Below are 20158 nucleotides of genomic sequence, written 5' to 3' on the forward strand. Positions count from 1 at the left end.
TGTAAGGATTCAGTAGGTCTGCGCATTCCCTGCACTGACCGTAAGAAAGTGTACCACGGCCAAGCAAAAATCCCATCGCCAAAGGCGATTTTGCATGGATTTTTGCCTGTAACTGTGAGGGGACTGAACAGTTACATCCTGATCGTAAAATGGATAGGAATGCTCTTGGCAGGAAAAGTAGTATTCGCGCAGAGCCGGATGGGAGGAAGAATGGCGGAAAAAATTTTGATCGTGGATGACGAGAAGGATATACGCTGTATGCTGAAAGATTATTTTGAGCTGCAGGGATATGAAATTTATACAGCGGCTGACGGGGAGGAAGCGTTGGAAAAAATGAAGATACAGCCTGATATGATCCTCCTCGACATCAATATGCCTGATATGGACGGATATGAGGTCTGCAGAAGGATCAGGGATTATGTGAGCTGTCCCATCCTCTTTCTCACTGCAAGGGTGGAAGAGCGGGACAGAGTGAATGGATTGATGGTTGGCGGTGATGATTATATTATGAAACCGTTCAGTATGGATGAGCTGGACGCCAGAATTATGGCACATCTGCGGCGGGAGAGACGAATGGCATCCAGAGAACAGCTTAGGTTTCAGGGAAAGCTGGTCATCAATTACTCACAGCGGAAAGTGTTTTATGAAAAGGAACAGATACCGTTCACCAAAATGGAATTTGACCTTATAGAGTTTTTATCCATGCATAAAAAACAGGTGTTCAGCAAAGAACGCATTTATGAAGCTGTCCGCGGGTATGACGGGGATGGGGACAGCAGTATTATTATGGAGCATATCAGAAGGATCCGGTTGAAACTGAAAAAATATACAAACCATGACTATATAGAAACTGTTTGGGGAGTGGGATATCAATGGATTGGATAGAAGAATACCTGGAGGATCTGGGAAAGAAGATCAGAAATCTGAATCTCAGGAAATCTCTGCGCCTTTATATTTTCGTGGCGGTACTGGCAATCTGTCTGGCCTCTGCCATGACGATACAGACCTGCAATGGATGGAAACGGATCATTGAGAAGCCGTATGGGCACAAGACATCGCAAATGGTACTGGATAAGGAGAAGAATACTGCCTTTACCTTTGAGTATTCAATACCGGAAAAAGAGCTGACCAAGCTGGATATCCTGTTGCTGGAAGGCATTAATCTTCTGCAGTATGGGTGCGTACTGCTGTATTCTGTGCTGGCAATTGCCTTTGTGTCCAGGCTGTATTACAGGAATAAGCTGAAAAAGCCCATTGATATTATGACAGATGCAGCACAGCATATTTCTAAAAATGACATGGGGTATTCCTGCAGATATGACAGTCCGGATGAAATGGGCCAGCTCTGCAGATGCCTGGATGACATGCGTCTGCAGCTCATTTCGTATCAGGAGAACCTCTGGAAACAGGCAGAAGACCAGAGGACACTGAACGCGGCGTTTGCACATGATCTGCGCACGCCGCTTACCGTTATGCAGGGGTATGTGGACTTGCTGCTTCGCTTTTATCCGGATGACCGGCTGCAAAAAGAAAAGGTTATAGAGATCCTCCATACCATGCAGGAACAACTGGGAAGGCTGGAAAACTTTGGAGGGACCATGAAAGAGATCCACAGTATGGAAGAACGGACGCCAAAGAGGAAACGTATCCGACTTTCCTGCCTCTGTGAAAAAATATGTGAGACAGCAGCGCCTCTTAAGGAGACAAGCGGTACTGAAATTGTAGTGAGGATGAAGGGAAATCCGGAGACGGAACTGCTGGCAGATGATTTTTTTGTTCTGGAAGTGGCTGAAAACCTTCTGTCAAATGCCCTCCGTTATGCAGATAAGAGGATTGAAGTACTTCTGGAAGCCGGGCGTGAGGAGGGTCCTATCCGTCTGTATGTAAAAGATGACGGGAGAGGGTTTTCAAAAGAGGAGCTGGTGAAAGCAGTCTCTCCATATTACAGGGAAAAGAAGGGGGACAACAGCCATTTTGGTATAGGATTGTCCATAAGTGCCCTGCTCTGTAAAAAACACGGGGGAGAGCTGGAACTTGCCAACAGTATCTGCGGAGGTGCAATTGTCTGTGCAGTATTTTCCTGTCTGTAGGGAAAGTATAGAGATTTCCCTGTTAAGATAAGAATCAGATAAGGAGAAAGGAAGTAAGACAAAAATGGATACGAAGATAGAAATCAAAAATCTGAGTAAAAGCTACGGGAAAAAGCAGGCCCTGAAAAATGTGGATCTCACCATCCGTCAGGGAATGTTCGGTCTTTTGGGTCCAAACGGTGCCGGCAAGACAACGCTTATGAAAATCATTGCCACTTTGCTTCAGAAAACAGAAGGGGACATACGCGTATGCGGTATTGATATTGCCAAGGACAGGGAAATCCGAAAGATCATCGGTTATCTTCCGCAGGACTTTTCCATGTACGGAAATATGTCTGTATATGAGGCCATGGATTACCTGGGCGTATTGTCAGACCTTTCCAGGCAGGAGAGAAAAGAGAGGATCCCCTCACTGCTTGAACAGGTAAATCTCTCAGATGATGCAAAAACCAAGGTGCGTGCCATGTCAGGCGGAATGCGCAGAAGGCTTGGCATTGCACAGGCATTGCTGCACGAACCCAAAGTGCTGATCGTGGATGAACCGACCGCGGGCCTTGACCCGGAAGAGAGGGTGCGTTTTCGTAACCTGCTCAGTGAGACGGCAAAGGACAGGGTTGTCATACTGTCCACACATATCGTGGGGGATGTTGAGGCGACCTGCGAAGACATTGCTGTTCTGAACAAGGGCTGTGTGCTTTTTCAGGGGACTGTGACAGAACTTTTGGAGGAGGCCAGCGGCAGGATCTACAGTGCCCAGGTATCGAGGATGGAACTGGAAAGCATCAGGGATAGTTATACGGTCACCAGTATGATGATGCAGGGGAATCATGCCTGTGTCCGTCTGATCGCAGATGAAAAACCTTTCGCCGATGCGCAGGTATGTGAGGCAAATGTGGAGGATGCTTACATGTATCTGATGCAGGAGGAGAGGAGGGGAAAATAATGTTTTTTAAACTGTTTGCCAAGGAATGCGGGCAGATGCTGAAAAGTCTGATCTATTATTTGTTTCTGGCTGCGCTTATTTTCTTCTATGTAAGCCAGGTGGGGAGCTTTACCCCATATTCGGAGCCTTTAAAGGGGCAGGAACAGAGCTATGGGCTGAAAGCCAGCTCTGATAAGCAGGAGATCATGGGAGCAACCCTGGCAATGCTTGCCAGAGGATATGAGGGGAACAGCTATACTGCATATCCGGTGGGATTTTATAAAAATGTGGTCCTGACAGAAGAGAAGCAGGAAGAGATCCATCAGATCTTAACGGCCTGTACAGGTATGGAGGATGGATATACAGAAGCGATCCGGGAGTCAGATGGGAAAACACCCATAGAAAATGGGGCAGTCATCCAGATGACAGGTGTCAATCCGCCAATCCTTGCCCCGGCAGAGGATCTGTCCTACGATAAGTTTTTACGGTACATGAAAAAAGCGGATAAGATCATCGGCGGAGGGACCAGCTATGCTGTTGACAAGATTAAAAATAATGCCATGACCTATGCCACTTACGAGGATGCAAAAAAGATCTATGATGCCAGTCTGTATACGGACCGCATATCCAGAGGAAAAGCCAGGATATTCTGTGACTATATAGGCATTATCCTGGGCCTCCTTCCTGTATTTCTGGCGGTCACCAGAACACTCAGGGACAAACGCTCTATGGCCCGGGAAGTGATTTATGCCAGAAAAGCTTCCTCTGTGACCATTATAGCAGCGCGATATTTTGCCGCTGTATTCCTGATCATAGTTCCACTGTTATTGCTGTCAGTTATGCCTACGCTTCAGTGTATGTATTACGGGCACCAGTTGGGCGTGTCAGTGGATCTGCTGGCCTATGGAAAGTACATTCTGGGATGGATTTTACCGGAGGCGGCGTTTGTTCTGGCGTTGGGATTCTTCCTGTCCGAATCCGTGGGAGGGCCGGCTGCTATTTTAGTACAGGTAGTGATCTGGATCGTAAGCATCAGCGCCGGAGGAACAAAGCTGGTTGGCTCGGTGGGCTGGAACCTGATCCCCCGGTTTAATAATGACCAGTCCACAGACGTATGGCTGTCCGTGTACGGTCAGATGGTCAAAAACAGGCTGCTGTATGCCGGGCTTGCCTTAGCGCTTATGGCAGGTACTATGGTGATCTATCACATGAAGCGGAAAGGAGTGCTGGGAGGCCGTGGAAAGAATTTTATCCATAGAAAAAGAACACTTTAAAAATCATTATGCCGGGCATTTCACAGCAGGTGTGCTGTTCTGCCTTTTCGCTCCGGTGATCGTGGGCATGGAAGCGCTGAACCGGTCTCAGGCCGGACAGGTATTGGATATGTATTTTTCACTGCTGGGCATTGTGCTGCTGACGCCGCTTTTTATGCCGGAGCAGAACAAAGATATCAGGGATTTGCTGGCAAGCAAAGAATATCCGGTAAGAAATGTGCAGCTTTTACGTTTGCTGCAGGCATATCTCATACTGACACTACTGAATCTGCTGGTCTTATTTCGGATGAGGCTTGGGGAGTGCACCTTTCCCTTTGGAACTTACTTTTTTTGCGCCATGGCAAGCTGCGTTTTCCTTGGAGGACTTGGGATCCTGGCTTACGGTATAACGGATAATCTGGCAATCGCTTATATGATACCCGTATTTTATTATATCTGCTGTTATGGTTCAGGGGAAAAGTACATGGGAAAATTTTATTTATTTTCTCTCATGGAGGGAAAGATGGAGAATAAGATATGGCTTGGTACAGCAGGTATTGTGCTGACTGCAGCAGGCCTATGGATAAGAAACAGAAAGAAATAGGAAAAGAGGCCGCTTATGGCAGGTTAATCCTGCCCCAAAGCGGTCTTTTCTTTAGTAAGTTCAGGAACATCCACACACCCGACATAAAGTCCTAAACGGCGGTACTGAGAATAGTCGGTAGCCGGAATGTCGTCAATGGTCCCGTTTAAGGATTTCAGGATGAATCTCTCATGGCTTTTATAAAACCTTCCGATAAACAGCAGACCATTATGGAGTACCAACCATATTTCACCGTTTTTTGGCCGCTGTCCCTCATTGCGTTGAAAGCCCAGGACGGAATTTTTGAAAAATTTTGGCTCCAGTAAATCTGTGCGGAGCCAGACGAGAAAGGTACAGGAGTCTGTCAGAAAGTTTTTATCTACCGTTACATTGTGTGTTTTGGCGCTGTCAAGCTCGGCCCAGCCGTCCACAATGTTGGTGAATTCATAACACCTCAGGGTTATTTTCTTATCGTTCTGCAGATGGATCATGCGGTCATATTCCAGGTCGATCACATACTTGATATATTCTTTCTGGCAGGTGGGCAGCAGCTTGAAGCGGCGGAGGTATTCCTCATAGCAATAGGGAATCAAGACAGGACGCCCTGAAAATTCGTCCAAAGAACAATTAAGCGCTTTGGCTATGGCAGACATAGTTTCATATCCGGGATTCGATGTGATTCCGCTTATGATTTTAGAAAGTGTTCCGACAGGGATATTACTGATAAGAGACAGCATTTCGATCGTATAGCCCTGCGCCTTCATGATTTCCTTTAATTTTTTATTATCCATGTTCCATTCCTTCCAAATATGGAATATTATGGCAGTGAGCTGCGTTGACAAGTACAGGCCGGTTTCTTATAATAGAAACATTCGTGTTTTACAGAACCACTGAGAAATATTCTATTTGGGAGGAAATATACCATGAATCGTGAAAATTTTCAAGAACTGCTGGCAGAGGGGAAGATACTGGAGATGGCGCTGCAATATCTGCTGCAGGCAGAAATATTGGAAAAGAGGGACAGACATACAGGTGATATGACCGGTTATTGTCAGGAACTCATAGAAATGGATGTGGGAGCGCGCACAGGTATCCTGTTGAACAGGCTGGGCATCACTCCCAATCTGAAAGGGCATCTGTATCTGAGAAAAGCAATTGCACTGGAGGTAGAGGGGAACAGCAGCCTGAATGGCATGATGAAGTGTCTTTACCCCCAGGTGGCCTCTCAGTGCAATACAGCTCCCGCCAGTGTGGAACGGAATATCCGCCATGCCATAGAAGTGATGTGGGAGCGGGGCAATCAGGAACTGTATCGTGAAATTGCGAATTATTACATACAAAAACGTCCAAGCAACGGGCAGTTTATCACTTCCATTGCCGCGTATTTCAGGGATGGACGGATACTTATGCACTGAAATGCAAAAACTTAGGATAATGTTAACAAATTCTTAGTGATTTCCTGGTATGATAGATGCAGAAGGAGGAATATGTCATGGCAGAAAAGATACTGGTAGTAGACGACGAGAAGGAGATTGCCGACCTGGTTGCATTGTACCTGGAAAATGAAACGTATCAGGTTTTTAAATATTATACAGCCGAGGAGGCTCTGGCCTGTTTTGACAGGGAAAAGATAGATCTGGCTGTACTGGATATTATGCTTCCCGGTATGAGCGGCCTGGAGATATGCAGAAGGATCAGAGAAAAGTACACGTTTCCCGTAATCATGCTGACGGCAAAAGGGGAGGAACTGGACAAGATCACGGGGCTGAGCCTGGGGGCGGACGATTATATCACAAAACCCTTTCGGCCCCTGGAGCTGGTGGCAAGAGTGAAAGCCCAGCTCCGCAGATATAAGAGATATAATTCGGGTTATGAAGCCAATGAAGATATTCTGGAACATTCCGGCCTTGTGCTGAATATCAGGACACATGAATGTACGCTGGATGAAAAACCTCTTTCCCTGACACCGACAGAATTTTCCATTCTGCAGATACTGTGCAGGGAAAAGGGAAAAGTGGTGAGTGCAGAGGAACTGTTTCACGAGATTTGGAAAGATGAGTATTTCAGCAAAAGTAATAATACCATAACCGTGCACATCCGCCACCTGAGGGAAAAGATGAATGATTCTTTTGAAAGTCCAAGGTATATTAAAACAGTCTGGGGGTATGGTTATAAAATTGAAGGATAGACTGCTATTTCTCTTAAAAGTGATCATTAGTTTTTATGTTATTCTTATAGTATGTTACGTCATCTTTTATCTGGTGGATACGCTGGGAAACGGATTGTTTCTGGATTGGTTTGCCAGAAAATTTTTAGTTACCACAACTCTGGAGAATACAGATTCCGGCATGTCATATGTCAACCAGGATATATCCTGGTCTGTGCTGAAAGACTTTCTGCTGAAGTGTTTCTGTGCCATAGTTTTGTTTATGGCCGCGGTCATTTATTCTGTCGTTCATTTTTATACAAGAAAAAAAGTGAAGGCTGCAGCGAATGAAGCGGGGAAGCTGATCCACACGTATATGGATACAGAAAATGCAAAAGCAGAAGTGATATTTTCACCGCCGTACGGAGAGATTGGAACAGAGATGGAGCGGGTAAAAACCGTTATGGAGCGTCATGAACAGATTTTAAAAGAAGAGTCCAGACGTAAAAGTGACCTTTTGACCTATCTGGCCCATGACCTGAAGACACCGCTTACCTCTGTGATGGGGTATCTGAGCCTTTTGAATGAGGCGCCGGATATGCCGGAAGAACAGAAGGAAAAGTATGTAGGGATTGCCTTTGACAAGGCGTGCCGGCTGGAAAGTCTTCTAAATGAGTTTTTTGAGATCACCCGCTATAATCTCCAGGAGATACCGCTTGAGAAGGAGACCATTGACTTGTATTATATGCTGTTACAGATGATGGATGAATTCTATCCGATCCTCTCGGCTCATGGGAACACGGCAAGTCTGCACGCGGATGAGGATCTTAAACTGTATGGGGATCCGGAAAAACTGGCAAGAGTATTTAATAATATCCTGAAAAATGCAGTGGCATACAGTTATCCGGATACCGTAATTGAGATCAGCGCCAAAGAGACCGATGAAAGTGTAGAGATTTCCATAGGGAACAAAGGGAAAACCATTCCGGCCCAGAAGCTGAAATCTATTTTTGAGAAATTTTTCAGGCTGGATGAGGCCCGGGGCAGTAATACAGGAGGCGCTGGACTGGGCCTGGCAATTGCAAAAGAGATTGTAGAGCAGCACGGGGGAACACTCAGGGCAGAGAGTAAAGAGGAGCTGACTGTATTCTATGTATCACTTCCAAAACGCGGAAACACATAATATCTTAGGATTTTCTTAGGAAAATATCAACTGAATATTAAAGGAAAGAACTCCCCGAAAAGATATAATGTCTTTAAGAACAGGGGAGTTCTTTATATATTCAGAGAGGATGTGCGGACAGATGGATAAGAGAAGGACAACAGTCAGGAAGATGACCGGAAGGCAGAGAAGAAGGCAGAGAAGAAGGAGGAGAATGTTAGCGGCAGCTATGCTGTCTGTGATCTTAATAAGTTTTACCGCGTTTTTTGTTTTAGGTCAGGGCAAAGGGGAGACTGTTTCCCGGACAGAACAAAAAGATGTGGAAAACCTGAACGGGCTGAACAGCCGAAATGCTGTCCTTATGGACCTGGAGGCAGGGGAAATCCTAGCGGACAAAGGTGCGGATGAAAAGGTGTATCCTGCATCTCTTACAAAGATCATGACAGCAGTTTTGGCTGTTGAGAACATTCCGGATCTGCAGGAAAGTATAACGGTTCCAGATGGGATTTTTCCGGGGCTTTACGCGGAAGGGGCCTCTTTGGCCGGCTTTTGTCCGGGTGAGGAAGCTGTAGGTATGGATCTGCTTTATGGGGTTCTGCTTCCCTCCGGCGCGGAATGCTGTCTAACACTTGCGGGCCGCATTGCCGGTTCGGAGGAGGCTTTTGTGGACATGATGAATGAAAAAGCGGGGGAACTTGGCATGGATGGTACCCATTTTACCAATTCCACAGGACTTCAGGATGAGAACCATTATTCTACCGTGAGGGATATCTCCACATTGCTGCAGTATGCGCTGGAAAATGAGACGTTCCGTCAGGTGTTTACCAGCAGCAGACATAGTACAAGTCCATCAGCCTGTCATCCCGAGGGATTTACATTTGTCAGCACCATGTTCCAGGAGATGAGCAGCGCCCAGGTGAACGGCGGCGAGATACTGGGAGGAAAAACAGGGTATACCAAAGAAGCCGGACTCTGTCTCGCCAGTCTGGCGGTGATAGACGGGAAAGAGTATATTCTCGTAACTGCCCATGCCAATGGAAATCACGAGACAAAGCAGTATCATGTGCAGGATGCAGTGAAGGTATATGACCAGATTGGTAAAAGCTGAACGCTTTTATACATAAAGGCGATTCAGCATGAAAGTTACAAAAGGCTTGAAATTTGTATCCGGCTGTGATATGCTGTTTTCAGAATTTAAAGAGAGGTGCTCCGATGAGAAAATAATCTATTTTTTGAAAACATGTGGAAACTGGAAGAACGGTACGATTTCGTATCGAATGTTTGTCATGTTATCAGAAGATAGGTTATATTCGCAGGAGCCCTCTTTTTTTCTGTGCTGAGCGGCTTTATTTTTGCGCGGATATAAAAATCGTCTGGTAACAGGCGATTTTTTAATGGCGGCAGAGACTTAGACATTATGTCTCAGCGCCCGCTGGGAGAGTGATTTTATTATGGCAAAAATAAGCGTATCAGGATTGACCTTCAGCTATGACGGAAGTTATGATGATGTATTTTGTGAGGCTTCCTTTATCTTGGATACCAATTGGAAATTAGGGCTTATGGGGCGGAACGGCAAAGGAAAGACCACACTGCTCAGACTGCTGATGGGACAGTATGCCTACAGGGGCAGTATCAGCAGTTCGGTCTTATTTGATTATTTTCCTTTTCAGATCAGGGAGGAGGAGATGGGACATGACACCATAGAGGTGATAGAAGGCATACAGCCTGATTATGAGCTGTGGAAGATCTGCCGGGAACTGGAACTGCTGCGTGTGGAGGCTGATATCCTCTACCGCCCGTATGAAACCCTGAGCCACGGGGAGCGCACGAAGGTCATGCTGGCTGTGCTCTTTTCCAGGGAAAGTTATTTCCTGCTCATTGATGAACCCACCAATCACCTGGATCTGGAGACAAGGGAGCTTTTGTGTGATTATCTGAAAAAGAAAAAGGGATTTATCCTGGTATCCCATGACAGGTGGCTGTTGGATTCCTGTATTGACCATGTGCTGGCACTGGAGAGGAACCAGATTGAGGTGGAAAAAGGAAATTTCAGTTCCTGGTGGGAGAATAAGCAGAAACGGGACCGGTATGAGATCTCTGAAAATGAGAAACTGAAACAGGAGATCAAGAAGATGGAGGAATCTGCCAGAAAAGCCTCTGCCTGGGCAGAGAAGGCGGAGCGCTCGAAAATCGGCTTCAATCCTTTGGTGGAGCATGACAGGTTTCTTGACACAAGGGCTTATATCGGAGAAAAAGCCAGACGTATGCAGCAGAGGAGAAAAAACCTGGAACGCAGGCAGCAGACAGCGATCCGGGATAAGGAACAGCTTTTAAAAAATCTGGAACAGCCGGCACAGCTCAGACTTACGCCCCTTACCCACCATAAGGAGACCTATGTCAGGGCAAAGGAGGTAACTGTCTCTTATGGCAGCACCCGGGTAATGGAACATTTCAGCATGGAACTGAAACGCGGAGAGCGGATCTTGCTGCAGGGAAAAAACGGATGCGGAAAATCCAGTGTCCTGAAAATGATTCTGCAGGATGCCGGAATCAGCGTTCCGGGTGTGGAGAACCTGTGCATCCGGGGACAGCATGAACTGGCGTCAGGACTGGAAATCTCCTATATTAACCAGGATACCTCTTTCTTAAGGGGGAGCCTTGATGCGTATATGGAGCGGGAATCCATAGACGGCAGCCTGTTCTTGGCTGTGCTTCGTAAGCTGGATTTTGAAAGGACACAGTTTGAAAAGAATATGGAAGAGTATTCAGAAGGCCAGAAAAAGAAAGTTCTCATAGCATCCAGCCTTCTGAAACCCGCCCACCTCTACATCTGGGACGAGCCAATGAACTATATTGATATATTCTCCAGAATGCAGATCGAGGATCTGATCCTGGAGTACGCGCCCACCATGCTGCTGGTGGAGCATGATAAGGACTTTGGGAGCCGCTGTGCCACCCGGGTCATTACGATTTAGAGGTCCGGGTATAATACTGACTTAATTCTGCAAATTTATCAGTAAGTATTCCGGTGGACCAGTCATACATTTGAGTGGTATCATATTGTCTGTAGGTGTACTCCTGGGCAACCAGTACCATCAGATAGATATCATACCAGAGCGCCCGAAGATATTCCTGGGAAGATAAAGTTTCCCTGCCGTAACCGGAGAGGAAATCAGGGTCCTGTCCGTAGGTGCGGAACCCCACTTCCATCAAAGGGTCTGCCCACAGGCTGCGTTCCCAGTCGATCAGGCCGGTGATACTGCTGTTTTTTACGAATATATTGCCGTCCCATAAGTCCCAGTGCACCAGGCAGGGAACCGTAACCTGTTCAAACACGGTCCTGCTGTTTTCAAGATAGCGCTTTAACAGAGGCACAGAGATCTTTAAATCTACGGACATGGCTTCTGCATCCGAGAATGCCATGTCCATCATGCGGCCAAATACGGTATACCAGTTCTTGTCCTGCATAAGAGGCTGGCCGATATAGCCAAAGGTTTCTCCGGTGATGTTGTTTATTTTCCGGTTCAGCATTCCGGTATCTCTACGGATCTTCTTTTTAACAGCGTCCGGTACTGAGTCTCCCAATGAGGACAGGCTGTTTCCCTCCAGCTTTTCCATGAAGAAGTAGGGGGAACTGCACAGGGTAAGACTGTCATCAAAAAAGAGGATCTCTGCCACAGGCACATCCGTCTTTTGGGCAGCAAGCCTCATGGCGGTTACCTCGCTATACATAATATTTTTTTCATAAGACATAATGCGGGCATCTTTTGGAGGGGCAATTTTCAGGACACTTTCCCGGCCGCTGTCAAAAAGCAGAAGGTATGCCACATTGAAATAGCCTTCGGTCAGTTCCCGGATGTTGGTGCAGGACTCACCGGGAAAGGCTTTCTGTGCCATTTGCAGCAGGGTTTCCCGGGACTGTGTGTTTTTCGTCATACTTATCATATTATTACCTCACAATTTATTTTTTTGGTATATCCTAACTGCCCAGGCAGCGGCCACAAGGTCACTTACGACACAGGCAGTAAAGAGAAAGGTTATATTTCCCAGAAGGCCTGCAGCCAGCAGGAGGGGAAGCTGGATAAAACAAATGCTTCCAACGGAGAGCAGAAATGCCGTCCGTGCATTTCCGGTGGACTGGAAATATGCTGCAGCAGTCTGGACAAAGCCTTTTACGCAGAAGGAAAGACTTAGGATCCTTAGGGCCTGCACTCCGATCATACGGATCTCTTCCCGGCTGGTAAAAAGACGGAAGACCAGGCCTGCCCCGGCAAGGGAAAAAAGTGTGATGGCAAGGCCATAGACAAAGTCTGCCAGAAAAGCACAGCGGACGGTGTCCCGTACTCTTTTATAGTTTCTGTCCCCGTAATTGTAGCCGATGATAGGCTGTATCCCCTGCATGATGCCAGTAAACGGAGTGAAGAGGACAGAAGTGATACGGCTTAAAATAGCGTAGGCTCCAAGTGCCATAGCGCCGCCTGCTGCACTCAGCATGTGGTTAAATACCGTGATGATCAGGCTGCTGCCCAGATTATTTAAAAAGGAAGGCAGGCCCACTGAGATGATCTCCCCTGCAAGGGCTCTGTGAAAACGGATATGGCGTATGGTAATACGGCACGGTGTCTTTTTCCTGATGAAAAAGTAATACAGGCTGGTAAGCATGGAAACCATCTGGGAAACCAGGGTTGCCAGGGCAGCTCCGGAAATCCCCATGTGGAAAACATAGATAAAGATAGGGTCCAGCACCATATTCAGCAAGACGGGAAGGGACCACTGCAGGGTGGAGTAGGAGATATCTCCATTTGCCCGCATGACGCCGGAGAATCCGGTGCTGATCAGAGTTCCCGCCAGCAAAATCTTGCCGTAATCCCGTATGTAGGGGAGTATCTGCCCGGCAGCCCCCAAAAGTCTTATAAGCGGCTCAAACAGGCTTAAACCCACAAAGGTGATCAGCCCGGCACAGACGATCCAGAGAAAGAACATGCAGCCAACGGCATCCGCAGCTTTTTCCTGTTCTTTTGCTCCCAGTTTTCTTGAAAGGACAGAGCCGGTCCCTGTGCCGACCGTGGTGGTGATCCCCCCGATCAGGACAGTGACAGGGGAGAAGACCCCAACGGCTGCGCTGGCGTATCCCCCTACACCCCGGGATACATAGAAGGCGTCGGTCAGGCCGTACATACTGTATAATATCAGTGAAAATGTGGTCTGGGTACACATGGTGAGCAGCAGACTCTTCAGAGGCTGTTTTCCCAAACGGTTTTCTGTCAATGTTATCACCGCCTTTGAATGGTTTCCTTATGGTATCAGTATACAAAAAAACAATTAAAATATCTATATTTTTATTCATGACAGTAGAAGTTTGCGCAGCGCGTGCCTTCTACTGTTTGAAAGGAGCATATATGAACTATATTAAAATCACAGACGCTTATGAGGGATGTCTGAAAAATATTTCCCTGGAAATACCGAAAAATAAACTGGTGGTCTTCACCGGGTTATCGGGTTCCGGGAAGTCCACACTGTTGATTGACGTTCTGTTTCATGAGTGCCAAAGGCAGTACCTGGAAGCCATGGCTTTACAAGGGATCCGTAAACCGAAGGTGAGGAGGATACAGGGGGCATCCCCCGCCATAGTGATCCTTCAAACCGCCATGAACCGCAATCCCCGCTCCACAGTGGGAACCATGACGGATGTTTACACAGACCTGCGGATGATATATGAAAAGCTGGGTGTGAGAACCTGCCCCCACTGCGGCCAGGTGATCTCATCCGCTGACTGTAAGGAGGAAACAGAGAAAATAGGAAACGATTTTTATGTCTATATGTACTGCAGCTGGTGCGGCAGGAGAATGGATAAGATCACACGCACCTATTTTTCTTTTAATACCAGGGAAGGCGCATGTCCCGCCTGTGAAGGGCTTGGCAGAGTACATACCATAAAAAAAGAGCAGGTAGTGGATGAAACGTTGTCCCCGGAGGATGGGGCTGTTCGTTACTTTGAAAAACAATATGGAAAATACCAGTCATCCGTACTACAAAAAGCATTTGCCCACTATGGACTAAAACAGGACATCACTTTGCCGGTACAGCAGTTTAGCAGAGAACAGAAAGTGATTTTCTATGAAGGGGCAGACAGCAGTGCGGTAAAAGCGTTTTTCCCTGATCGTGAACCGCCAAAAAGTGTTTCTCTGGGCAGATTTGAAGGCGTATACCCCATATTATGGAGGCGTCTTGCAGAGAAAAACGGGGATACAAAGCAGCTTGGAGATTATTTTGATGTGGTGGAATGTCCCGAATGTAAAGGGGAGCGTCTGGGGGAACTGAGCCGGAAGGTAACCGTGCATGGGATCCGTCTCCCGGAGATATCCCGGTTTTCCCTTGAAAAATTATACACATGGATACAGGAGCTGGGGGATTCCCTTACAAATCAGGAAAGAGAGTTGGTGGAGGATTATCTGACGGACATAGAGACAAAACTTAGCCGTTTTATAAAGACGGGACTTGGATATCTCTCCCTGGACCGCCAGATCATCACTCTGTCCGGAGGGGAGATGCAGCGGCTGCGTCTGGCAGCGGCCCTGGATTCTGAACTCTCCGGGATCATATATATTCTGGATGAGCCCACAGCAGGACTTCACCCAAAAGATACAAAAGGGCTGATGGATATCCTGGAAAGACTCCGTGACATGGGAAATACAGTCCTTGTCATTGAACATGATGTGGATGTCATGTCAGGCGCGGACTACGTCATTGATATGGGTCCGGGTGCGGGAAAATATGGCGGTGAGGTGATCGCAGCAGGAACCATGGCCGACCTTATGCGGCAGAGCACCTCTGTGACAGGAAGATACCTTCTGGCGCCTCAGCCGGGCAGGACGAAATACAGACTTCCTGATGGGGCAATACACATTGAAAATGCAGATACCTATAATTTAAAGCATGTATCCGTGGATATCCCTACAGGCTGTATTGTCTCGGTCACCGGACCTTCGGGTTCCGGAAAATCAACGCTTATTTTTGAGGTGCTGGCAAAGGGAAACCCGGATGGGACGCATAACCGGGTTTCGGGACTTGACAGATTTGAGCAGATTGCAGAGATAGACCAGTCAGCAGCTGCCAGGATGAAACGGTCCAACGTGGCTACATTTTCAGAAGTCTATACGGAGATCCGGACAGTATTTGCCAGGACGGAGGAGGCAAAAAGCGCCGGCTTTTCGGCGAAATATTTTTCTTTCAACACATCCGGCGGCAGATGTGAAAACTGTGAAGGGCTTGGGTATGTGGAGAATAATATGCTGTTTTTTGCTGATACAGAAGTCATATGCCCGGTCTGCAACGGAAACCGTTTTAGCAGAAAAGTGCTGGCTGTGACATACAGGGGGTATTCTATCAAGGATATTCTGGATCTGTCCGTGGAGGAGGCCTGCGAAGTCTTTGAAGGCCATAAAAAGATCACGGGGATCTTGGCTCTGTTACAGGATGTGGGACTTGGCTATCTGCAGCTTGGCCAGTCTCTGACCACCTTATCCGGCGGTGAAGGACAACGGCTGAAGCTTGCAAAGGAATTGATCGGGAACCGCGGTCAAAAAAAGTGTCTGTATCTCATGGATGAACCCACCACAGGCCTGCATCCAAAGGATATTGAGCATTTTCTGGCACTGCTTGACCGGCTGGCTGATGCGGGAAATACCGTGGTTGTGGTTGAACATAACCAGCAGGTGATCAGAAACAGTGACTGGGTCATCGACCTTGGCCCCGAGGGAGGGGATAAGGGGGGCGTTGTCATATTTGAGGGGACACCGGAAAAGATGAAAGCATCCGGCATCGGCATTACTGCGGAATACCTGTAAAAATATCCCCCTGAAACCGGCAGGCCGCTGTCGTTTCAGGGGGATAGAGAAATCAGAATTCAGTGTTTTTGAAAATGCGTAGGCTTATCCGGTACATAACTGCGGTCCATAGGATCAGCACAAGGGGGGAAGCGCAGATGAGGGTAAGAATAACGGTATCTGTCAGTATCACACCCAGACTTCTCAGCAAAAAATACAGACCGGAACACAGGAGTACAGGAAGCAAAAAGGCGGCCAGCATAAGAGCGCGTGCTTTTTCGGCTCCGAATCGAAAAAGCAGAGGAATGACCATACTGCCTAAAAAGAAGGAGATAACCATCCCTGCAAGGCAGACGCATAAAAGCTCCAGCCATTCTGTCAGGGAGAAGATATGGAATTTTCCCATGATCGTGCTGCCTGCGATTCCCAGGATCCCGCCGAATACCATGCCGAAGAGGCAGAAAAAAAGAAGAACGACAAACTTGCTTAAGACAAGGTCTTTTCTGGAAACCGGCATGACCATGGCATATTTTTCCCATTTTGCATTCTCATCAAAGCTGAAGGTGGTGACGATCATCATGGCGCATAGGATACAGCAGGTGATGGCGTAAGCCGCCGCACCGCCTTTGGGGAGTATGAGAAAGAGAAAAACAAAAAGCATCAAAAACAGGGATTTCATATTATGTAAAATATTGTATACATCTTTAATGATCAAACTTTTCATGATAAGACATCCCCCTTCACATATAACAGTAGTATATCGTCAATGGCTGCATGGTCTATAACATAATCTTTGTATTTGCGCGCTGCTTTCTCCTTGTTGGCTACCAGGACATCCCACTGGTAATCTCTCTTTCGGCAGGCCAGGATATCTTCTTTGTCCAGCTTTTCAAACTGGGAAGAATTGCAGCGGATAATACCGTAATTATAAATCAGTTCGTCTTTGCTTTTGTCAAAAATGATCTTTCCCTTATGTATAAACGTAATATAATCCGCTATTTTTTCCAGGTCTGTGGTGATATGGGAAGACATCAGTATGGAATGGCTCTCGTCCTGGACAAAATCCATAAATACATCTAAAATGTCATCACGCATAACCGGGTCAAGTCCGCTTGTGGCTTCATCCAGTATGAGCAGTTTGGGGTCATGTGAGAGTGCCACGGCAATGCTGAGCTTCATTTTCATACCTTTTGAAAAGGTTTTGATCTCTTTATCCGCAGGAAGTGCAAACTGCCTCAGATAGGATTGGTACACTTGGGGATCCCACTGCTTATAGGCTGCCCCGGAGATCTTTTCCACTTTTTTGGGTGTAAGGGTTTCGTGAAAATGAATCCCGTCAAATACCACCCCGATATCCTCTTTTATGTCTTTTCTGTCTTCTGTCAGTTCCTGGCCGAAAAGACAGACTGTCCCGTCATCTTTGCGGATCAAATCCAGTATTGCTTTCAGTGTAGTACTTTTGCCTGCGCCGTTTTCCCCGATCAACCCCACAATGGTACCCCTGGGAACCGAGAAAGAAATATGATCCAGAGTAAACCCGGGATACTGCTTCGTGAGATTCTCCACCTGTAAAATAGGTTCCATATTATTCTTCCTCCTGATAAAAAATAGATAAAAGCTCAATCAGCTTACTGAGCGGGATCCCGCTTGTGCGTCCGATATCAGCAGCTGCCTGCAGGTGTTCCTCAGCCTGGCGCTGCTGCTCTTCCTGATAAAAATCTTTGTTCTGCGCTGCCACAAAACTTCCGCGGCCTATGGTTGTCTCTATAAAACCGTCCCTCTGTAAATCCTCATAAGCTTTCTGAACCGTAATGACACTCACATGCAGAGATTTTGCCAGGGCCCGCATGGATGGAATCGGATCACCGGTCTTTAATTCACCGCTCATTATCAGGGCCTTTATCTGTGATGTGATCTGTTCATAGATGGGTTTGCTTGTGTTGCTGCTGATAATGATTTCCATGTATCCTGTCCTTTCTGTTTTATGGTGTACTTACTGTATAAGTACATTATAGACACGTGGTTACAAACTGTCAAGGGAAACTTCCCCCAGAGCTTCGTGCGTATCAGTGGGTATGATACAGGACAGCAGGGCTTTTTGCGGCGCAGGCAGATATTTATCCTTATGCCACACAGCAAAAAGTTCATTTTCCAGGGAAAGGCCTTTCACATCCAGGGAGATAAGGGAACCCTTCTCCAAATCATTTTTGACCAGAATGTGGGGAAGAACGGCTATTCCCAGCCCTGCTTTTGCCGCTTCGATCAGGGCTGGGGAATTGACACTGACCCACAGCGGGCGTATGCTGTGGCCTGACAAAAGAAGCGTGCTGTCCAGTACATCGCGGATGGCACTTCCCGTTTCACGCAGCAGCAGATTTTCCGAACAGAAAGATTCCATATCCATAGATGTGCAAGCGCAGGGATATTGGGGGGAGCACACCATCTGCAGAGAATATCTGTCAAAGGAGGCATGGGAAAAGGGCCCCTGAGGAACGGAACCCTCCAACAGGGCGAAATCAGCTTTTCCCTTTCGCAGCGTCTCCAGTGCATTGGCGGCGCTTACTACCTCCACCTGAACTGTCACTTTGGGCCACTGCCTTTTGAAATCCGCCAGTATTTTGGGAAGCCAGTGGATCGCTATGGTGATACTGGATACCAGATGGATAGGGGCCTGTTCTTCCAGATTTTTTATGCGGCCGTCAAGGGATTCACAGGCAGCCAGCACGGGCAGGATCTCATCCAAGAGAAGTTCCCCGCTTCTGGTGAGCTGGACCCGTTTGGAAAGTCTGTCAAACAGCGGAGTCCCGGCATATTCCTCCAGTTCCCTTACCGCATGGGAGACCGCGGACTGGGTGATGTATAACCTCTGGGCAGCCTTTGTGAAATTTTTTGTCTCTGTTACCGCCTTGAATATATAGAGATGGCGCAGGGTCATCATAGTAGTTTCCTCCTAATCTATCATGAATAAAATTAATGACTATTACAATATTATATCGTTTTACAGATTGATATACAAGCGTTATACTATTCTTTCAGGGAGGATATGGATATGAGAGAAAAAATAAAGCTTTGCCTTTGGCTGGCGTATATCAATTTGTTTATCAGTGCATTTACATTTGGCGGCGGCTATGTGGTGGTACCTATGATACGGAAATATTTTGTACAGAAAAGAAAGCTCTTTGATGAGGAAGAACTGATCCGCATGGCAGCCATTGCCCAGTCTACCCCAGGGGCCATCGCTGTCAATATGGCATCCCTGGCAGGATACCGGGCAGCGGGAATGGCCGGGCTTGTTATCAGCGGCATCTGTTCCGTCATCCCGCCTCTGGTCATTCTGGCAATTGTTTCAAAATGGTATGCCGCGGTGGCCGCCAATACCGTGATAGCTGCTGTGCTCAAAGGGATGCAGGCAGGTGTTGCGGCTCTGATCGTGGATTTTGTGGTGGATATGACCCGTGCCGTACTGGGGGAGCGCTCCCTTTTTCTGAGTACCATGACGGCTGCAGTGTTTGCCATAAGTTTTCTGACGGATACCAACATTGCCATGATTCTTTTGGTGTGCTGCGGCCTTTGTGCCGGACGTGTGTGGTTTAGAAAGAGAGGTGAGATATATGGGTAAGCTTATCCGGCTTGCAGTGACCTTTTTCCAGATAGGGCTGTTCAGTATCGGGGGAGGGTATGCCATCATCCCTATGATCCAGGAACAGGTGGTGGAGCGGTTTTCATGGGTTTCCCAGAAGACCTTTACGGATATTATCACCATATCACAGATGACACCCGGGCCTCTGGCTGTGAATACTTCCACTTTTATCGGCATACAGATTGCAGGGATACCGGGAGCGGTACTGGCAACATTCGGATGCGTCATATCCGGCATCTGTATTTCTGCTTTATTGTACAAGCTGTTTCAACGCTTTCAGAAGTCAGAGTATATCATGGAACTGCTGAGCGGCCTGAAGGCAGCCTCTCTTGGCCTGATCATATCTGCTGCCGTGACGATCCTTCTTTTGTCTTTTACAGGTACCTCTGTGATATCCGAGATCAGAACCGCAGACTGGACAGCAGCGGCAATTTTTTTGTGTTCTCTGTTCGTATTGAGAAAATGGAAGATAAATCCTATCGCAGTAATGATCGGCACAGGGATTGTAGGACTTTGCATTAGTATGATATAATGAC

At 47.2% G+C, this 20158-nt stretch carries 20 protein-coding genes; 13 read left to right on the top strand and 7 right to left on the bottom strand.

What is annotated here, in order from left to right; all coding sequences use genetic code 11:
* Window positions 1–210 precede the first annotated feature (210 nt).
* The 5 genes from CI595_RS09665 (at window position 211) to CI595_RS09685 (ending at window position 4869) form a co-directional block, all read left to right on the top strand.
* On the top strand, window positions 211–885 hold the full coding sequence (locus CI595_RS09665) for a response regulator transcription factor (protein ID WP_095173029.1): 675 nt from the start codon (window positions 211–213) through the stop codon (window positions 883–885).
* Complete coding sequence (locus CI595_RS09670) at window positions 873–2090, top strand: HAMP domain-containing sensor histidine kinase (RefSeq protein WP_095173030.1); 1218 nt, start codon at window positions 873–875, stop codon at window positions 2088–2090. Before CI595_RS09665 ends, CI595_RS09670 begins: the two co-directional genes overlap by 13 nt.
* A gap of 64 nt (window positions 2091–2154) precedes the next feature.
* Window positions 2155–3033, top strand: coding sequence for an ABC transporter ATP-binding protein (locus tag CI595_RS09675; protein WP_095173031.1), 879 nt, complete (start codon window positions 2155–2157; stop codon window positions 3031–3033).
* Window positions 3033–4286 (top strand): ABC transporter permease, encoded by a 1254-nt coding sequence (locus CI595_RS09680; RefSeq protein ID WP_095173032.1) that lies wholly within the window; start codon window positions 3033–3035, stop codon window positions 4284–4286. The genes CI595_RS09675 and CI595_RS09680 overlap by 1 nt, the downstream gene beginning before the upstream one ends.
* Window positions 4249–4869 (top strand): hypothetical protein, encoded by a 621-nt coding sequence (locus tag CI595_RS09685; protein WP_147737708.1) that lies wholly within the window; start codon window positions 4249–4251, stop codon window positions 4867–4869. The genes CI595_RS09680 and CI595_RS09685 overlap by 38 nt, the downstream gene beginning before the upstream one ends.
* Window positions 4870–4892: 23 nt before the next feature.
* Here CI595_RS09685 and CI595_RS09690 read toward each other — a convergent pair whose 3' ends face one another.
* Entirely contained in the window at window positions 4893–5639 is a 747-nt protein-coding gene (locus CI595_RS09690; protein WP_095173034.1) for a helix-turn-helix domain-containing protein, read from the bottom strand.
* Window positions 5640–5771: 132 nt separating this feature from the next.
* Here CI595_RS09690 and CI595_RS09695 point away from each other — a divergent pair, with 132 nt between their 5' ends.
* The 5 genes from CI595_RS09695 to abc-f all read left to right on the top strand — a co-directional run bounded on the left by CI595_RS09695 (window position 5772) and on the right by abc-f (window position 11131).
* Window positions 5772–6263 (top strand): sporulation initiation factor Spo0A C-terminal domain-containing protein, encoded by a 492-nt coding sequence (locus tag CI595_RS09695; RefSeq protein WP_095173035.1) that lies wholly within the window; start codon window positions 5772–5774, stop codon window positions 6261–6263.
* A 77-nt stretch (window positions 6264–6340) separates the two neighbouring features.
* Window positions 6341–7036 (top strand): VanR-ABDEGLN family response regulator transcription factor, encoded by a 696-nt coding sequence (vanR, locus tag CI595_RS09700; RefSeq protein WP_095173036.1) that lies wholly within the window; start codon window positions 6341–6343, stop codon window positions 7034–7036.
* Entirely contained in the window at window positions 7014–8177 is a 1164-nt protein-coding gene (locus CI595_RS09705; RefSeq protein WP_095173037.1) for a sensor histidine kinase, read from the top strand. Before vanR ends, CI595_RS09705 begins: the two co-directional genes overlap by 23 nt.
* Window positions 8178–8298: 121 nt before the next feature.
* Window positions 8299–9264: a D-alanyl-D-alanine carboxypeptidase family protein gene (locus CI595_RS09710; protein WP_243135134.1), complete on the top strand. Its 966-nt coding sequence runs from the start codon at window positions 8299–8301 to the stop codon at window positions 9262–9264.
* A gap of 343 nt (window positions 9265–9607) precedes the next feature.
* Window positions 9608–11131, top strand: a complete 1524-nt coding sequence (abc-f, locus tag CI595_RS09720) for a ribosomal protection-like ABC-F family protein (RefSeq protein WP_095173039.1) — start codon at window positions 9608–9610, stop codon at window positions 11129–11131.
* Here the strand turns inward: abc-f and CI595_RS09725 are convergent.
* Window positions 11121–12101 carry a phosphotransferase family protein gene (locus CI595_RS09725; protein WP_095173040.1) on the bottom strand — a complete coding sequence of 327 codons (981 nt, stop codon included), beginning with the start codon at window positions 12099–12101 and terminating at the stop codon, window positions 11121–11123. The genes abc-f and CI595_RS09725 overlap by 11 nt on opposite strands.
* 9 nt (window positions 12102–12110) lie before the next feature.
* Window positions 12111–13424, bottom strand: a complete 1314-nt coding sequence (locus CI595_RS09730) for an MATE family efflux transporter (protein ID WP_095173041.1) — start codon at window positions 13422–13424, stop codon at window positions 12111–12113.
* Between the two features lie 131 nt (window positions 13425–13555).
* On the opposite strand from CI595_RS09730, the gene CI595_RS09735 reads away from it, so the two are divergent.
* The gene (locus CI595_RS09735) at window positions 13556–16003 is read left to right on the top strand and encodes an ATP-binding cassette domain-containing protein (RefSeq protein ID WP_095173042.1); all 2448 of its coding nucleotides are present in this window, start codon (window positions 13556–13558) and stop codon (window positions 16001–16003) included.
* Window positions 16004–16055: 52 nt separating this feature from the next.
* Here CI595_RS09735 and CI595_RS09740 read toward each other — a convergent pair whose 3' ends face one another.
* The 4 genes from CI595_RS09740 to CI595_RS09755 are packed head-to-tail and all read right to left on the bottom strand — an operon-like array spanning window position 16056 to window position 18920.
* On the bottom strand, window positions 16056–16706 hold the full coding sequence (locus CI595_RS09740) for an ABC-2 transporter permease (protein ID WP_095173043.1): 651 nt from the start codon (window positions 16704–16706) through the stop codon (window positions 16056–16058).
* Entirely contained in the window at window positions 16703–17566 is an 864-nt protein-coding gene (locus CI595_RS09745) for an ABC transporter ATP-binding protein (RefSeq protein WP_095173044.1), read from the bottom strand. Before CI595_RS09745 ends, CI595_RS09740 begins: the two co-directional genes overlap by 4 nt.
* A gap of 1 nt (window position 17567) precedes the next feature.
* The gene (locus CI595_RS09750) at window positions 17568–17945 is read right to left on the bottom strand and encodes a GntR family transcriptional regulator (protein ID WP_095173045.1); all 378 of its coding nucleotides are present in this window, start codon (window positions 17943–17945) and stop codon (window positions 17568–17570) included.
* A gap of 60 nt (window positions 17946–18005) precedes the next feature.
* The gene (locus CI595_RS09755) at window positions 18006–18920 is read right to left on the bottom strand and encodes a LysR family transcriptional regulator (protein WP_242987118.1); all 915 of its coding nucleotides are present in this window, start codon (window positions 18918–18920) and stop codon (window positions 18006–18008) included.
* A 111-nt stretch (window positions 18921–19031) separates the two neighbouring features.
* Between CI595_RS09755 and CI595_RS09760 the strand changes: the two genes are divergently transcribed.
* Together CI595_RS09760 and CI595_RS09765 are read left to right on the top strand one after the other, a co-directional pair.
* On the top strand, window positions 19032–19601 hold the full coding sequence (locus CI595_RS09760; protein ID WP_095173046.1) for a chromate transporter: 570 nt from the start codon (window positions 19032–19034) through the stop codon (window positions 19599–19601).
* On the top strand, window positions 19594–20154 hold the full coding sequence (locus CI595_RS09765; RefSeq protein WP_095173047.1) for a chromate transporter: 561 nt from the start codon (window positions 19594–19596) through the stop codon (window positions 20152–20154). Before CI595_RS09760 ends, CI595_RS09765 begins: the two co-directional genes overlap by 8 nt.
* Window positions 20155–20158: the final 4 nt, after the last annotated feature.

Origin of the sequence: Blautia hominis (genome assembly GCA_002270465.1) — a bacterium.
GTDB lineage: Bacteria > Bacillota > Clostridia > Lachnospirales > Lachnospiraceae > Blautia > Blautia hominis.

Coding starts and splice junctions, on each gene's coding strand:
- CI595_RS09745 (WP_095173044.1), bottom strand. CDS start 17,566: ATGGAACCTATTTTACAGGTGGAGAATCTCACGAAGCAGTATCCCGGG.
- CI595_RS09675 (WP_095173031.1), top strand. CDS start 2,155: ATGGATACGAAGATAGAAATCAAAAATCTGAGTAAAAGCTACGGGAAA.
- CI595_RS09740 (WP_095173043.1), bottom strand. CDS start 16,706: ATGAAAAGTTTGATCATTAAAGATGTATACAATATTTTACATAATATG.
- CI595_RS09750 (WP_095173045.1), bottom strand. CDS start 17,945: ATGGAAATCATTATCAGCAGCAACACAAGCAAACCCATCTATGAACAG.
- CI595_RS09765 (WP_095173047.1), top strand. CDS start 19,594: ATGGGTAAGCTTATCCGGCTTGCAGTGACCTTTTTCCAGATAGGGCTG.
- abc-f (WP_095173039.1), top strand. CDS start 9,608: ATGGCAAAAATAAGCGTATCAGGATTGACCTTCAGCTATGACGGAAGT.
- CI595_RS09670 (WP_095173030.1), top strand. CDS start 873: ATGGATTGGATAGAAGAATACCTGGAGGATCTGGGAAAGAAGATCAGA.
- vanR (WP_095173036.1), top strand. CDS start 6,341: ATGGCAGAAAAGATACTGGTAGTAGACGACGAGAAGGAGATTGCCGAC.
- CI595_RS09695 (WP_095173035.1), top strand. CDS start 5,772: ATGAATCGTGAAAATTTTCAAGAACTGCTGGCAGAGGGGAAGATACTG.
- CI595_RS09755 (WP_242987118.1), bottom strand. CDS start 18,920: ATGATGACCCTGCGCCATCTCTATATATTCAAGGCGGTAACAGAGACA.
- CI595_RS09680 (WP_095173032.1), top strand. CDS start 3,033: ATGTTTTTTAAACTGTTTGCCAAGGAATGCGGGCAGATGCTGAAAAGT.
- CI595_RS09665 (WP_095173029.1), top strand. CDS start 211: ATGGCGGAAAAAATTTTGATCGTGGATGACGAGAAGGATATACGCTGT.
- CI595_RS09710 (WP_243135134.1), top strand. CDS start 8,299: ATGGATAAGAGAAGGACAACAGTCAGGAAGATGACCGGAAGGCAGAGA.
- CI595_RS09760 (WP_095173046.1), top strand. CDS start 19,032: ATGAGAGAAAAAATAAAGCTTTGCCTTTGGCTGGCGTATATCAATTTG.
- CI595_RS09725 (WP_095173040.1), bottom strand. CDS start 12,101: ATGATAAGTATGACGAAAAACACACAGTCCCGGGAAACCCTGCTGCAA.
- CI595_RS09690 (WP_095173034.1), bottom strand. CDS start 5,639: ATGGATAATAAAAAATTAAAGGAAATCATGAAGGCGCAGGGCTATACG.
- CI595_RS09735 (WP_095173042.1), top strand. CDS start 13,556: ATGAACTATATTAAAATCACAGACGCTTATGAGGGATGTCTGAAAAAT.
- CI595_RS09705 (WP_095173037.1), top strand. CDS start 7,014: ATGGTTATAAAATTGAAGGATAGACTGCTATTTCTCTTAAAAGTGATC.